Annotated in this window: 11 protein-coding genes; 7 read left to right on the top strand and 4 right to left on the bottom strand. The window is 61.7% G+C overall.

What is annotated here, in order from left to right:
- Positions 1–216: 216 nt before the first annotated feature.
- A complete protein-coding gene (locus ACFMO7_RS01070) occupies positions 217–819 on the bottom strand; it encodes a MerR family transcriptional regulator (protein ID WP_376793690.1) in 603 nt (200 codons plus the stop codon).
- Positions 820–1,105: 286 nt separating this feature from the next.
- Positions 1,106–1,906 (bottom strand): hypothetical protein, encoded by an 801-nt coding sequence (locus ACFMO7_RS01065; protein ID WP_376793689.1) that lies wholly within the window; start codon positions 1,904–1,906, stop codon positions 1,106–1,108.
- A gap of 396 nt (positions 1,907–2,302) precedes the next feature.
- Between ACFMO7_RS01065 and ACFMO7_RS01060 the strand changes: the two genes are divergently transcribed.
- The 5 genes from ACFMO7_RS01060 (at position 2,303) to ACFMO7_RS01040 (ending at position 8,530) form a co-directional block, all read left to right on the top strand.
- Positions 2,303–2,818: a MerR family transcriptional regulator gene (locus ACFMO7_RS01060; RefSeq protein ID WP_376793688.1), complete on the top strand. Its 516-nt coding sequence runs from the start codon at positions 2,303–2,305 to the stop codon at positions 2,816–2,818.
- Positions 2,819–3,317: 499 nt separating this feature from the next.
- Complete coding sequence (locus ACFMO7_RS01055; protein WP_376793687.1) at positions 3,318–4,673, top strand: MFS transporter; 1,356 nt, start codon at positions 3,318–3,320, stop codon at positions 4,671–4,673.
- A gap of 695 nt (positions 4,674–5,368) precedes the next feature.
- Positions 5,369–6,544, top strand: a complete 1,176-nt coding sequence (locus tag ACFMO7_RS01050; protein ID WP_376793686.1) for a hypothetical protein — start codon at positions 5,369–5,371, stop codon at positions 6,542–6,544.
- A 247-nt stretch (positions 6,545–6,791) separates the two neighbouring features.
- Positions 6,792–7,613 (top strand): ligase, encoded by an 822-nt coding sequence (locus ACFMO7_RS01045; protein WP_376793685.1) that lies wholly within the window; start codon positions 6,792–6,794, stop codon positions 7,611–7,613.
- Positions 7,614–7,678: 65 nt separating this feature from the next.
- A complete protein-coding gene (locus ACFMO7_RS01040; protein WP_376793684.1) occupies positions 7,679–8,530 on the top strand; it encodes a PIG-L deacetylase family protein in 852 nt (283 codons plus the stop codon).
- Positions 8,531–8,611: 81 nt separating this feature from the next.
- Here ACFMO7_RS01040 and ACFMO7_RS01035 read toward each other — a convergent pair whose 3' ends face one another.
- Complete coding sequence (locus ACFMO7_RS01035) at positions 8,612–9,547, bottom strand: hypothetical protein (protein WP_376793683.1); 936 nt, start codon at positions 9,545–9,547, stop codon at positions 8,612–8,614.
- Positions 9,548–10,317: 770 nt separating this feature from the next.
- Between ACFMO7_RS01035 and ACFMO7_RS01030 the strand changes: the two genes are divergently transcribed.
- Positions 10,318–12,036, top strand: a complete 1,719-nt coding sequence (locus ACFMO7_RS01030) for a hypothetical protein (protein WP_376793682.1) — start codon at positions 10,318–10,320, stop codon at positions 12,034–12,036.
- A gap of 72 nt (positions 12,037–12,108) precedes the next feature.
- Here ACFMO7_RS01030 and ACFMO7_RS01025 read toward each other — a convergent pair whose 3' ends face one another.
- Positions 12,109–13,737, bottom strand: a complete 1,629-nt coding sequence (locus tag ACFMO7_RS01025; protein WP_376793681.1) for a long-chain fatty acid--CoA ligase — start codon at positions 13,735–13,737, stop codon at positions 12,109–12,111.
- Positions 13,738–14,155: 418 nt separating this feature from the next.
- Here ACFMO7_RS01025 and ACFMO7_RS01020 point away from each other — a divergent pair, with 418 nt between their 5' ends.
- The gene (locus ACFMO7_RS01020; RefSeq protein WP_376793680.1) at positions 14,156–14,362 is read left to right on the top strand and encodes a general stress protein; all 207 of its coding nucleotides are present in this window, start codon (positions 14,156–14,158) and stop codon (positions 14,360–14,362) included.

The raw sequence follows: 14,362 nt of genomic DNA, 5'->3' as shown, positions 1-14,362 counted from the left end.
CGCCACCTCTTTTTTAGTGCCTGAATATCCCTGCCGAGGCTACCGGCTGCCTGCGCCCCAGCCAGCCCCTTGGGCTTGCTCCCTCCTCATCCCCCAGCTCGCTGGGACGAGCGCCGTTCGAGCCGGGCCGACACAGCGTGCGCACTGGCAGGCCGCCAGCCCCTCGCCCCTTGCCTCCCTTTGCCCCTTGCCGCTGATCCCGCCTCGACCCAGAGGCTAGCGTTCGCTGGCGGGATCAGCCTCAGCAGGGCGCTGGCCGGCTTGCGATAGCCTGATGCGAGTAAGGGGCTGCGACGGCGAGGATCGCCCTGCCGCATCGGGCTGATCGTCCACTGCCTCCTGTACGCCGCGCTGCTCGCTCTCGCCAGCCTGCTCGCTGAGCGCCCGGCGTACCTCGATGCGTACTCCAGCACTCTCTCCGATCTCGCCCAGCCCCAGCACTTCGAAAAGCCGACGCATCTCGCGCAATGCATTCTCAGCACGCATCTGCGCTTCTCGCGCCTCCTGTATCTCCTGCTGAAGAACGCGGACATGCTTGCGGATCTGCATGATATAGCGAATGCCGACCGCGTTCACTCCTTGCTCATATAACTCGGCCACCTCTTCCAGGATAGCCAGATCACTATCGGAGTAGAGGCGATTCTTGCCGCTTTGACGCGCCGGCTCCAGGAGGCCCGCTTTTTCTAGCTCTCCTCCATAGCGTCGCAACATGTGCGGAGGTAGCCCCAGTAGCTCCGAGACGACCCCAATAGTGTATTTGTGGATCGTGTCCCTCGGCTCACCTGGGACTCTCGCAGTTGGCCTGGATCGTCGCTTCATGCCAAGCCTCCTTCCTCAACGACCTCTGACCTGGCCCGCTGTGCCACGCTGCGCTCTCTCTGCTTCCACGCGCCGCCTCCGGTCCCCTCTCCCCTCTCCACCACCATCCTACCACCGCTTCGCTCGGGTCACGTCCGCGGTCGCGTGCTCCCCACTCCCGGGCTCTACCCATAGCATATCTTTTTTGACAATTTTTGTCAAGTGATTTGCCCAAAAATCAAAGGAGCAGCGAGGAGGGGAGCGACCCAGGTCTGTCTGGAGCAGAGACGGTCGAGAGGCCGGCTCTCTAGGACTTGAGCAGCCGTTCCAGGAGCGCCATCTGGGCGCCGAACCTGGCGAGGCGCTTCTTCTTGAGATTCTCGCGCAGAATCCAGGCGATATCTTTGTCATTCCAGGCGGCACAGGCCCGCATGAGCGCGAAGCCCTCGTCTGGGGCAGCGGCGGTTACAACGCTGAGGCTGTAGCCCAGGGTCTGGCGGAGAGCGCGAAAGGCCGCCTGACGACGCTCTGCTGGGGCCAGCCGGCGCAAGCGCTCCAGAACCTGACGCTGAATGCTGAGGGCTGCCGTCAGAAGCTCCCTCTCCATCAGCAGCGTTGGCTCGGCCAGAGCGGCGACAGCGGCCCGCTGCTGAAGGAGGCCGCCCTCGCTGGCCAGACGAGTGAGCTGGGCCAGGGTCTCGGCCCCAGCAACCGGCAGGAGCTGTTGATAAGCCAGAACCACCCCTTCACGGATACGCCAGCAAGGGGAGAGGGCCTGCTCTTCCAGGACAGCTAAGGCCCACCTTCGCCAGTCCGGCCAGGCCGCCGCACAGACACCCAGGGCAATGAGGCCGCAGAGGACCGTGAATTCGGCAGGGGTGTTGCTCTGGATGTCTTCGCGTTCCGTGCTCAGCAGATAGGTCAGGAGTTTTTCGACAGCCTGAGGGTCAGTACGAAGACGGAGAGCGAGTAGGTGCGCCAGATCATAGGCCAGCGACAGGTTGGCTCGTGGCCCCGGCAGGCGACTCTGCTCTCGCAGATAGAACTCGAGCAGCCGGGGCTGGCCACGCAGGGCTTTCTCAATCAGTGGTTCGAGTGTATCTTGCATACTGTTGCGTTCCTTTGTCCACACGGTTAAGGTCATTGCCCTGATTGTAACACAGAGTCACTGCTCTCTCTAGCTGCTCTTCACAAGACTCCGCGTTTGCTGGTCTCCCTTTCCTTAAGCCCGAGCTCCAGCCCCGGCTGCGCTCGCCTCGCGGCTCCACTGGGACCGCCCGCCTGAGACCTCTCCCTTCTTCGGCAGCCGGCACTTCCCTTAACCTTGACGTAAACGGTAAGCCTGTGCTAGAATAGCAGTGGGTATCCGGCTCAGATGGAGTCGACAGGTGAGGTGAGCTGGTTCGCCCGACGAAGGTTGCTGGCATGGGCCAGGCGGCACCGCTGCCCGATGGCAGCCGCCCGTTGTCTCGTTCTATTCGCTCGCTGGGAGGTCGCGTCAGCGATGGCTATGGCAGATGTGGAATGTTCAGGACAGCAGATTGCTGAACCTGGCGCGGGCAGACGACGCTTCTCTCCTCTTCTTACGATTGAGCAGGTGGCTTCGCGCACCGGCCTGACAAAACGTACGCTGCGCTACTACGAGGAGCTGGGCTTGCTGCGTCCGACCGGGCGCAGCGACGGGAATTACCGCCTCTATAGCGAGGGCGATGTGGAGCGCGTGGAGCGCATCAAGGAGCTGCGCGACCTGCTGGGCTTCTCGCTGGCCGAGATCCGCGCCTTCCTGGAGGCCGACGATGAGCGCGAGCAGCTCCGCGAGGCCCTCCGCCAGGAGAGCGATGTCGAGGCGCGTCTCGCCCAGCTTGAACGCTGCGATGCCTTGATTCAGCGCCAGTTGCAGCTGATCGAGCAGAAGATTGCTGGGCTGGAACAGCTGCGCGCCAGCCTGCAGGCCAGACTGGCACGCCACGCTCAACGCCGCGCCGAGCTGCTTCAGCAACTGCCAGCCCCCGAGCAGTAGACGAGACGCTCCTGGCTCCCGTTTTGCTCTAACTTTTATTATATAGGAATATTACTATTCATTAATTAATTTAGCCTGTTTCAGGGGGCAGACCTATCCCTGAGCGTAGGCAGGTCAGGGGCACGGCCACCTGACGGATGCTTGCAGGTGCAGGGGCACATGAGGTCCCCGGCATAGTGTTTCCTTCCCGAAGGAGATGTGGATCGGAGACCTGGGCAAGGGCACGCTGCCCGGCGTGGTCTATGCCAGCGATCGGGGTTCCGATCCACATCTTCTCCTTTCGTAGCAGGTCTCGCCTGATGGGTGCTGGCCTTGTCTCGTGCTGGCGGCTCTCCGCCCTGCAGCCTTCCTTCGGGCTGGCGGGCCTGGAGCACCGTGTCCTCTGGCCCGCTTCTCTCAGCAGGATAGCCTTTCTGCTCTCCACCTCCCCTGTCTATCTTTCTTTGAACGCCGTTCTCTGCTGAGTTGATTTTCTTCAAAGAAGGGATGTGTTAGCAAGATGCGTGTTTCTTCGGAGGCAGAGGCGACCTTAGCGCCGTCTGCTGTGGCAGAAGAGGTCTCTACAGCTAAGACCACTGCTGTTCCTCAACCAATATCATCACAAAAAAGTGTCTTTCGAGCTTTCCGCGCTCTGCGCCATCGTAATTTCCGTCTTTTCTGGCTCGGTCAGCTTATTTCCTTGATCGGGACCTGGATGCAGACAACGGCTCAAGCCTGGCTGGTGCTGGAGTTGGCTCACGATGCCTGGCTGCTAGGAGTGGTTGGGGCCCTTCAGTTTCTGCCTGTGCTCTTTTTCGCTCTCTTCGGAGGCATTATTGCAGATCGGCTGCCTAAAAAGCGGATTCTGGTGCTGACGCAATCGTCAGCCGCCGTGCAGGCTTTTCTGATGTGGGTCCTGGTAGCCAGCGGCACGGTTCAGATCTGGCATGTGCTGGTGTTGGCGCTGCTGTTGGGGATTACGAACGCGCTCGATATGCCGACCCGCCAGGCCTTCGTAGTGGAGATGGTGGGGCGCGAGGATCTGCCTAACGCGGTGGCCTTGAACTCATCGCTGTTTAATATGGCGCGTGTGCTAGGCCCTGGTCTTGGCGGCCTGCTGATCGCTCGCCTGGGAGTGGCTCCCCTTTTCCTGCTGAACGCCATCAGCTTCTTGCCGGTGATCATGGGCATTGCAATGATCGACTCTCGCTATCTCTACGCGCAGGCTCGCCTGCCGCTGGACGGGCAAGGGCGACCCGGCCCTCTGCAGAGCCTGCGGGAGGGATTGGCCTATGTGGCCCATACGCCGTCTGTCTTGCTGGTGATTGTAGTGGTGGGCCTGGTCTCTCTCTTCGGCATTAATTTCAATGTTTCACTGCCGCTCTTTGCTACCGATGTGCTCCATGCTGGACCGGCAGGCTTCGGCTTCATTTCTTCGGCCTTCGGGATCGGCTCGCTGCTTTCCGCGCTGTGGCTGGCTTGGGCCAATCGGCGGCCCACCCTTCGCAGCCTCCTTATGAGCGGGATCGCTTTCAGTATCCTGGAGGCAGCTTTTGCGCTCTCACCCTGGTATCTGCCTTCTCTGATTCTGATCGCTTTGACTGGCTTTACGCAGATCGCTTTCTCTGCTCTGGCCAATACAACGTTACAGGCCGTGACGCCGGACCACCTGCGCGGGCGGGTGATGAGCGTCTATATGATGGTCTTCGCCGGTAGCTCGCCACTTGGCAATCTCTATACCGGCGCTCTGGCCGCCCTTTTCGGCGCTCCTGTGGCTGTTCTGGCTGGGGCCATTCCTAGCCTGCTCGCCGCTCTGGCTGGCTGGTTCTTGCGAGGCCCCGCCGAGCGGGATTTAAAAGAGTCTCTCCACTTCTAAAGCTCTTTGCCACGTCGACCTCGGCGGGTATGGGCTTATGCTCAGGCCGTGGCCGGTCAGGTCGGTCGCCCCTCCGGAATGACGGGTGGACCACAGGGCCGACCGGCCCGCCTCTCCTCTCTCCGGGCTTAGCCAGCGGCGCTCTCCCTGAGAAACCTGGGTCGCGGCTCTGGTTCGCTGTCGAAGTGGCAGAGGGCTTGCCGCGCAGTCTTGATCAGCCTGCACAGGAGTATCTTCTTCCTTCATGCCCCCTTTACCTCCTATTCTACCTGAGATCCGGAGATGATGGGCCAGGGTTAACAGGTTGCAAGCGATCAATCTAGCAGCTATACTTCCCATGGAGGTGAAGGTCCCGCGTCGAATACCCAGTGAGAAGGACAGGGTTTGTCTTCGATGAGAGATGGAAGGAGGCTTCTGGCCTCGAGTGAACACAGAGAGTTCTCTTCAAGCGTCGGTCCTCTAGCGAACGCTTCCCATCCAGGTCTTCGCAGGAAGAACAATCCCGCCCAGACCGGGCGCGGCGGCTCACCGCAGCGGGTTCAAGTTGGCCACCGGCTCTGTCTACGGCCTTGTAGAGACCATCGGGGATATCCTCGCTTGCCTGCAGGCAGGTTGCCAGAGACGAGCGGCAACAGCTCCTTTCAACGGTGACGAGCGGAGACGCTGGCAGGGATCAGGAGAAGGAGGGACAGCCTATGCCTGCACTCCGGCAACCCGAGGAAGTTTCTGTCAGGGAGCGCCAGCAAAGGGAACAATTACGCGCTATGCGCCATCTTCGTCCAGGGACCGCCCTGCTGCACCTGGAAAGTCCTCTGGCACAAAGCTTGTTTGAGGCCTTGCTCCGGCTCTCGGATGAGCACGACCCTTTGTCCTGGCTGCAACAGGAAGGCGCCTCTGATGCCGCCCTTCTGACACTGAGCCTGACACTCGATCTGGCAATCGAGTTACACCACACTGCCCGGCAATTACCGCCCTACGGGTTATTCGGGGAAGACGCAGAGCGGGTGGTAGGCGAGGTACGCGCTGAACAGATGGCTCTCTTTGGAGAGCTTCCCCTTATTCCCGAGCACGAATTTGCTCTTGTACCACAAACCGCTTCTCTGGAGCGCGCAAAAGGGCCAGCCCTCCTGGAATCGTTTGCCAGATTGCAAGCTCAATGTCATCTAGCGCCTGAAGTGGCCCCCGAGCGCTCAGTCAGAGAACCCGATCGGCAATCGTTGCTGGCAGATCTTTTACGCCTCCCTGAAGCTCTTAATCCTCTAGAGTGGCTCCAAAGGGAGCGGAGCCGGTTATGCGCGCAGGAGGCGTTGGCCTACTGCCTCGATCAGGTCTCCCCGCTCCAGATCTTTCGCCAGGAGCAACCGAGAACGCTTCTTTCATTCTCGCCGAAGCGGCATTTTCGACTGAAGCAGCTTTCAGGACAGATCAGCAGAGTCGACCTGTTCGAGAACGGTTTTGCTATTCATCTGACGGCCCGTATTTATGCGCAGGATGCCTGGCATCGCAGGCAACAGCCGCTTCGCCCCTTAGAGGAGAACCGGTCTCCTTCAGAGCCGGAACTTTCCCCTGTCTCTCCTCTAGCGTGGTGGGAAGGCTTTGAGCGGATCACCGATAACGAGGGCTATCATTACCTTTCTCAGGTTGCTGATTACGAGATCTCGAACCAGCTCTGGTGGTGGCGGGAGCGCCTGACTCTGCTCTGCTACCCGGCCCCTGGGAAGGCACAGGAGCTTATTCTGCAGTCAGAGCCTGCGGCACTGGCCATGTACAGGATAGGGGCACTGAGCCGCACACTCATACCGGTGCCAGGCCCAACACTCGGTCCTCTGACAGTAGTCTTACGGCTGCCGCGCTCACAAACAACCTCTTGAGTGAGTGCCCGCTTATATTCGTCGGGGCTTCCCACCAGGCAGGCCCACTTTATCGCCGGCCTGTGCCCTCCTGGCAGTCTGGGAAGATCTTTGCCAGCGGGATGAGTTTCACTATATAGTAGCTAGAAAGATGGGAGGCGCGCTTCTCCCGGCTGCCTGACATCTGCCAGGCAGGAGCATCGGCCCGGGCCGGCTGGGTTCAGGCGCGCAGCCATCGAAAAAGATGCGAGGGAGTCGTACCACTTCTATGGCCCTTAGCCCTGCCGCTCTCCCCTGGCGCCTGCTCCCGCTGACCGTCGCCGACCAGCAGCTCCACCTGAACTACGGGCAGCAGCTGTTGGATGGCAGCCAGCCGCCTCAGCCACCGACGCTCTATTGGTCGCAGGCCGATCGTCCAGGTCTAGTACTGGGTCTCTCTCAGAAGGTCGCCCAATTGAACCGCGAGGCCCTGCAGCGCCTGGCGCTACCCCTCTACCAGCGTCAGGCAGGCGGCACTGCGGTGCTGGTCGGCCCCCATCTGCTGGCGCTGGACGTCTTTCTGCCCCCAGGGCATCCCTTTATTTTGCCAGATGTGGTGGAGTCCTATCGTTGGCTCGGAGAAACCTGGGTGGCGGCCCTGGCCCGCTTAGGGATCACCACCCGCCTCGTGTTGCCGACGGAGGCCCGCGCGCAGCAGGCCCTCCTCAAAGAGCCGGCAACCGCTCAGCGCGAGGCCCTGCTACGCCGCGCCTGCTATGGATCGCTCTCCCCTTACGAGGTGGTGGCGTTCGACCAGCGCAAGGTAGTGGGGCTGACGATGATCCGCCGCCGCACAGGGAGTCTGCTGCAGTGCGGGCTGCTGCTGCGCTGGGAAGTTGAGCCGCTCGCCCTGGTTTTGGGGCTGACCGACACGGAGCAGGCAGTGCTGCGTAGCGAGCTGCCGCAGCGGGCCGTAGGACTGGAGACCCTGGCAGGTCGCAGCTTCGCGGTCGCCGAGGTGATCACGGCTTTTGAGGAGGCGCTGCTGGCCCGCCCCTTCCCCTCTCGCCATGCCCAGGAAAAGCGCTCCACTTCTCCCGCTGAGACTTGACGAGAGGCCGCCCCCGGGCCTATACTAGGCAAACTCCATGAGTATACTAGCAGAGGTTTTGTGCTATGGCAGATAGGAATGCACCAGGAGCAATTGAGGTTCTGAAGGTTCCTGACTACGAGGCGATGGTCATCGGGGCCCATCCCGACGACGCCGATTTTGCCGCGGCGGGGACCAGCGCCCTCTGGGCTCGCCAGGGGAAGAAGGTCGTCTGGGTCATTATGACTGACGGCACTGAGGGCACTGAAGTGCCTGGCATGATAGACAGCGAGCTGATGGTGATCCGTGAGCAGGAGCAGCGACTGGCCTGCGAGGTGCTGGGAGTGCAGGCGGTAGAGTTCTTGCGCTTCCGGGACGGTCATCTGGTGAATAACGAAGAGACGCGCAAGGCCGTGGTGCGCCTGATTCGCAAGTATCGACCGCGCATCGTGATCACTCACGACCCGACGCAGCACATTTTTGCGCCCGACCCCGATGAGGAGCCGGACGAGACGGCCTATCTCAACCATCCTGATCACCGCGCCACGGGCAACATCGTGCTCGATGCCATCTTTCCAGCAGCCGTCAATCCTCATGCTTACCGCGAGCTACTGGTCGAAGGCTTCCTTCCCTACCAGGTCCATGAGCTGTACCTCTTCAACAGCGAGCACGATAACACCTATATTGACATCAGCGAGACGATCGAGCTGAAGGCCCGGGGCCTGCAATGCCACGTCAGCCAGTTTGGTCCCCAGGCCAACCTGTTAGAGGGAGTGAAGCGCTGGGCCGCCGAGACGGCTCGTGAAGCTCAGCAGAAGAAAGGTCTGCAGATGCAGTATGCGGAGGGTTTTCGCCGCATCAAGCTCTATATCCCTGGTAAGGAGAAAGGGGGTCAGCAGCCCGCCTCAGAAGCCCAGCAGCAACAAGCAACGCACTAGAGACCATTCTTGAGGACGGCGAACAACAGCCAGCCAGGGAAAGCCCTGAGAGAGTGGGGGGAGCCTGACGCGACGGGATGTTCAGGAAGCTTGTGGCGTCAGCACGGCGTAGAAGCCGCCCCAGAGCTGGAGGAAGCGCGAGCGGGCCATCGCGGTGTAGTTAAGGCGCGAGGAATCGACCAGAAAGACCGTACTGGCATTGCCGCCGCGCACCACCAGCAGATGACCACCGGGGAAACGGTCCGGCGGGAAGCTGACAATCACCGGGCGTCCGCTATTGGCAATGGCCAGCATCTGGTCGAGCGAAAGGTTGTGCCCCCAGAGCGTGGTGAAGTGAAAGCGAGCGGCGGTACGCGCGATGCCCACTTCTTCCAGCAAACCCTGGTCGGGTGTGATCTCGTGAAGGGCAGACTCTACTTTCAGGATATCGGCGATGCGATAGCGATGGCCATAGGCGTTGATGACCACCGTCATAGCTGCGGCGGAGCAAGCGGAATAGGCCCAGGTCTGATACTGAGCCTGCGAATCATACTGGGCAGGGTCAAGCTGATTAATGCGCATCAGGTGACTGGAGGCATCGTAGTGAGCAGTGGAGGCGGGTGAGTTAGCGGTCACGGTGGCCGCCGGCTCAGCGGTCCACAGATAGGGAAGCACAAATCCCACGCCGCGGGAGAGCAAGAGCTGCGAGCCAAGAAAGATGACGATCAGCAGCGAAATCAGGCCGACGAGAATGACCTTCCAGGGAATCTCTCGCCAGGGGAGGGGACCTGCCCCATAGACGCGCTCAGGAGCCACCGAGAGCGAGAGAGCGCCCGCGCTACGTCTTCGCGGTTGAGCCACGGTTGCCATCTGGCCCTGGCGAGCCCGTAAGCGGGGAGTGCCCGGAGCACGCAGCGGACGCGCCACAACGGCCGGACGTTGCCGTTTTCCTGCCAGGAAGGGACGGGCGGACAGGTAGAGGCCGCACAGCGAGACGGTCAAGGCGACCACAAAGAGCATGAACACGAGCATGGGCATCGATACAGGCTCCTCAGCATCGCCAGGCAGCCACCTCTCTGGACGGCTGACGCGCAGCGCTGCACTGCGCGCCATTTTCCTGGCAGTGAGTATGATCTGGCCAACAGTCTGGCTAGAAGGAAGTATAGCATAGCTCGCGCCGGTCGGACAAGGCGTATTCTGAAGAAGGGACAGGCTGCCGCCTTTTTTCTACACCAGCGCCTCCGCGGACGGCGACAGCCTCCGACGGAGGCCAGGGCAGGTGACTCCATAACGATGTGCCGCCGGGGACCCCTGGCTTCATCCAGGGAGGAAGGCGGCTCCCTCCTGAGGCTCCGTATGGGGTTGACACCGCCGTCTCTCTGGTGGGATCCTGGTCCTTGTGAGGCCAACGGCACTGACCAGCGGTCAGCAACAGCTTCACCTCACCTCGCGAGAGGGGAAGCAGGTCACCCCAGCCCAAGCGCTGGCTGTACCCTCCTAGGGGGCAGTGGGCTGCCGTCAACCAGCCCCGAAGCCCGGGCCGACGAGGCTATGGGCAGGCCCCTGACTCAAGCCAGGGGCCGTTGACAACTCAGCCCAGAACTGTGGCTATCTTCGCTCCGCGACCTGGCTCTCTCCTCCTCAGATCGTCCCCTCGCCTCCCCCATTTTTCTCCCCCCACCGAGGAAGGAAGAGCCTCCTGTGATATGATCAGTTGAGAAAGCTGCCATGAACATCAAGCGGAACGAGACAAACCAGGACCGGAACCGCTCGCGAGGAGTGGCAGCCACTAGCAGGAGCGCTTGACGATGGCCATACTGGCTGGCTGGCTCAGCAAGCAACCTGTTCCTGAGAGGGTGATCGAGGAGCGGCTGCTGCGCATGGCCGCAGTCTTGGAGCAGCATGGTGGCGAGCGAGCGCTAGTGCTGCAGCCTGGCGCAGGTCTGGTCACCTTCGCCCAGCCGTTCGCCGGGCTGACCGCTCAGCAGAAGACAGCACTTTTGGACTGGCTGCCCGGCCAGCAGACCTTTGTATATCGCCGTCCGCTTGTAGGCTGGCATCCCCTCTATTATGCGCGCGACTGGCCGGAGGAGGGAGACCTGCTCTTCGCGAGCGAGATCAAGGCACTTCTGGCGGCGGGCCTGCCCTGCCGCCTCTTTCCACCGGCTCTGGAGGTGATACGGCGTTATGGCTTTCTGCCGGCGCCCTGGACAGCCTTTACCGGCATTGAGGTGGTTCCTGCTGGCTCTCTTCTGCGCTGGCAGCAGGGGCGCACGCTCGTCAGCGAGCTTCATGACTATCGCCTGGAGATTATCGGAGCAACCGGGGAGGGCCGGCAGGCAGAGCCAGGTCCGGGTCCAGACGCTCCCCCCCTGAGCGAGCTGGACGCGGCGCTTCGTGCGCAGTGCGAGCGTCTGTTGTCTTTGCCAACCGCTCCCCTGCTGGTGCTGACCGCCGGCACAGGAGCGGCAGCCCTCTGCGCGGAGCTGTTAGCCCATTGTGCTCAGTCCCTCCGGGAGAGTCCCCACTTCTTGCAGATCGCCACCCTGGGTTTTCCGGGGCAGCGTCGGGCCTACGCGCCGGCGGAAGCGCTGGCGGAGCGCCTCGAGGCAGATTTTCTGGCGGTTCGCGGCGTCGATGCTCCAGAATACTGGCTGGCAACGCTGAGCGCCCTGGAAGCTCCTTGCTCGCAGAGCTTTCCGCTGGCCTTACACCAGGTACTGCACACGGCAGGCAGCGAAAGCGGCGCCCGCCTGGCCCTGATTGGTCTGGGAGCACGCCCTCTGCTGGCACCTCCTCCCCCACTACCAGATCGGGAGCACGCCGAGCTGCTACTTGCCTACAGCACGCTCCTGCAAGGCCCAGCCCCCAGCTCGCGCTCGCAGCCGTCTGAAGAGGTCCAGCTATGGACGCCGGAGGTCGCCCGTCGACTGGCCGAAGGCCCCAGATGGGAAGAGACCCGTCACGCCCGGCGCCTGGTCCACAAAGCCCTCCAACTCCCCCAGTCCTGGCAGCGCTGGCGCTATCTCGACCTGCATTTGCGCCTGCCCGACCTGCTCCTGCAGAGTGCCCAGCAGCTAGCCGCTTTTGATCGCCTGACACTGGTAGCCCCCTTTGTCCTGCCGGAGCTGCTGGAAACGCTAGCGGTCCTGCCACCAGGCAGCGAGCAGCCGACCAGAAGCGCCAGCCCGGGGCAGCCACCCGATCCGCTCTCGCTGGCGACCTTGCTCGCCGACTACTCCCAATCCGCGGAGCGAGCAAGCTGGCCGGCGACGGCTCTCCTCAGCGCCCCGGTGCGCTCGCTGGCTGCAGAAACAGTCAGGGAGAGAGAGATGCCGCTGAGCAGCATCGGGCAGGACCTCCTAGCCGAGACCCTGGCGCCAGCGGCTCTCGCGCAGACAGGCATCTTCACCGCCGAGACCGTCGAGAGGCTAAAAAAGCGTTCCCGCAGCGGTAGAGTGCCGCGGGAACTGGTGCTGGTCTTCACAACACAGCTGCTCTGTAAGCTCTTTGGAGCCACGCTTTAGGGCCGGAGCCTGGGTCTATTTATTTTAGTTAGATGTAGCCAGTAAGCAGCCTCGCAGTCGGCCACTTATCTGCTACGCCTGGCCCGCCAGGCGTGACTCGTACTGCGCCCGCAAGACTTTCTTATCGAACTTGCCCACGCTGGTCTTGGGAATAGCCTCTACGAAGACCACCTCATCCGGCAGCCACCACTTGGCGACCTTTGGGCGCAGAAACTCGAGGATCTCCTCGGCGCTTACCTGGCCGGCAAACTCAGGTTTAGGTACAACACAGGCGATCGGGCGCTCGGACCACTTTGGATGAGGTACACCCACGACACAGGCCTCTAAGACCTTGGGATGCCCCATAATCAGATTCTCCAGCTCGACCGAAGAAATCCATTCTCCACCGGACTTCACCAGGTCCTTGGTGCGGTCAACGAGCTGGATCATGCCATCGGCATCGACGACAGCCACGTCGCCCGTGCGCAGCCAGCCATCGACGAACTTCTCGCCGGAAGCCGCATCCTTATAGTAAGCTCGCGCCACCCACGGGCCGCGAACCTGCAGCTCCCCAAAGGTCTGGCCATCCCAGGGCACTTCTTCGCCGCTTTCGATGTTGACCACGCGGAAGTCCACGCCAGGCACAACCGTGCCCTGCTTGGCGCGAATGCGGAACTGCTCTTCGGCAGGCAGGCTCTGCTGATAGCTGCGCAGGCGTGCCACGGAGGCCAGCGGCGAAGTCTCCGTCATCCCCCAGGCGTGAATAATGGTGATGTTCTTGCGTGCCAGCCCCTCGATCAGAGACTGGGGAACCGCCGAGCCGCCACTGATAATGGCCCGCAAGGCGGAGAAATCAAATTGCTCTTTCTCTAGAACATTGAGCAGGCCGATCCAGATCGTAGGCACTCCGGCGGCCAGCGTCACACGCTCCTTCTCCATTAGCTGAGCGATGCGCAGGGGATCAAGGAAGCGTCCCGGCATCACAATGCTTGATCCCATCATGACACCCGCATGCGGAAAGCCCCAGGCATTGGCGTGGAACATCGGCACGACCGGCAGAACACGATCTTGCTCACAAAGACCGGGGCCGTCGGCCAGACCAACCCCCATCGAGTGCAGGAAGATGGAGCGATGGCTATAGACCACACCTTTGGGATTGCCCGTTGTACCGGAGGTATAGCACATGGCAGCCGCCGTATTCTCGTCTAGCTCGGGCCAGGCATAGCTCGCCGGCTGCGTGGCGATGAAGTCCTCGTAGTCAACCACGGGATGCAGCTTCTGAGGCTGATAGGGCGGCTTCCCCATCACCACATAGAGCTTGACGCTCGGCAGGCGATCTGCAATCTGCTCCAGGGCCGGCACCAGGTCGCCATCGACAAAGATCACGCGATCCTCTGCGTCGTTGATAATGTAGACCAACTGCTCGGGGAAAAGGCGGATATTGAGCGTGTGCAGGACCGCCCCATAGCACGGAATGGCAAAATACAGCTCCAGATGGCGATAGGTATTCCAGGCAAAGGTCGCCACACGGTCGCCCTGAGCAACACCCGCTTCCTTGAGGGCGTTCGCCACCTGCATGGTGCGCTTGCCCCAATCGGCATAGGTATAGCGATGGAGCCCATCCTCCGTCTGCGTCACGACCTCCTTGCGATAGAACAGGCGAGTGGCCCGATTGAAGGCGTGTTGCAACGTTAGCGGGTAGTTCATCATCAAGCCTTGCATGTGCGCATCTCCTGTCGTGGATCAAGCGTTACGACATCGTAGCGGGGCGGGGCATGGGCCGGGACCGCAACGCCCTGCTCTACAGTATTGTACGTTGCAGCCGGCCTTTTCTTCCAGAGCGACAGCCCCCTTCTTGCCAGGCCTGCTGGCCGGTCCGGCTCAATCTCTCACAAAACGTTGACAGTCTTAAAGACCGCTGAGAATTTTGGTGATTTCCATAGTTTTGCTTGCCCGAACATTTGAGCTTCTGTTATCCTGGTATACAGAAGAGCCAATACAGCGCGCTTGGCTGCTGTCGCTACCCGAGGCAGAGGCGCAATGGCGGCGGATACAAGGGGGAAGACCAGCATAGGGGCTGACACCAGCAAGCGGCAGCTATATAGAAGGGCTTGGCGTAGATCGAGCAGAGGAGCTAACCATGACGATAGGGAAAACGGGGCGTCCGCGCGGGCTGGCCGCGCTCAGCCCCGAGCGTCGACGCGAGATCGCCAGCAAAGGGGGCCGCACCTCGCAATCGCGCGGCACGGCCCACCAGTGGACAGCAGAGGAGGCCTCGGCGGCTGGCAAGAAGGGCAGCGCCCGCTACGCCCGCCGGCGCGCCGAGCTGGAAGGGAAGGCCAGCTAG

The organism is Thermogemmatispora sp., from assembly GCF_042408735.1.
In the GTDB taxonomy this organism is placed as follows: Bacteria; Chloroflexota; Ktedonobacteria; order Ktedonobacterales; family Ktedonobacteraceae; genus Thermogemmatispora.
Note: the sequence above shows the minus strand (reverse complement) of the source record. Positions and strands in the feature narration are given on the sequence as shown.

Excerpts from the sequence above, each read along its gene's own strand:
- ACFMO7_RS01070 (WP_376793690.1), bottom strand. The coding sequence starts at position 819 with ATGAAGCGACGATCCAGGCCAACTGCGAGAGTCCCAGGTGAGCCGAGG.
- ACFMO7_RS01065 (WP_376793689.1), bottom strand. The coding sequence starts at position 1,906 with ATGCAAGATACACTCGAACCACTGATTGAGAAAGCCCTGCGTGGCCAG.
- ACFMO7_RS01060 (WP_376793688.1), top strand. The coding sequence starts at position 2,303 with ATGGCTATGGCAGATGTGGAATGTTCAGGACAGCAGATTGCTGAACCT.
- ACFMO7_RS01055 (WP_376793687.1), top strand. The coding sequence starts at position 3,318 with ATGCGTGTTTCTTCGGAGGCAGAGGCGACCTTAGCGCCGTCTGCTGTG.
- ACFMO7_RS01050 (WP_376793686.1), top strand. The coding sequence starts at position 5,369 with ATGCCTGCACTCCGGCAACCCGAGGAAGTTTCTGTCAGGGAGCGCCAG.
- ACFMO7_RS01045 (WP_376793685.1), top strand. The coding sequence starts at position 6,792 with ATGGCCCTTAGCCCTGCCGCTCTCCCCTGGCGCCTGCTCCCGCTGACC.
- ACFMO7_RS01040 (WP_376793684.1), top strand. The coding sequence starts at position 7,679 with ATGGCAGATAGGAATGCACCAGGAGCAATTGAGGTTCTGAAGGTTCCT.
- ACFMO7_RS01035 (WP_376793683.1), bottom strand. The coding sequence starts at position 9,547 with ATGCCCATGCTCGTGTTCATGCTCTTTGTGGTCGCCTTGACCGTCTCG.
- ACFMO7_RS01030 (WP_376793682.1), top strand. The coding sequence starts at position 10,318 with ATGGCCATACTGGCTGGCTGGCTCAGCAAGCAACCTGTTCCTGAGAGG.
- ACFMO7_RS01025 (WP_376793681.1), bottom strand. The coding sequence starts at position 13,737 with ATGCAAGGCTTGATGATGAACTACCCGCTAACGTTGCAACACGCCTTC.
- ACFMO7_RS01020 (WP_376793680.1), top strand. The coding sequence starts at position 14,156 with ATGACGATAGGGAAAACGGGGCGTCCGCGCGGGCTGGCCGCGCTCAGC.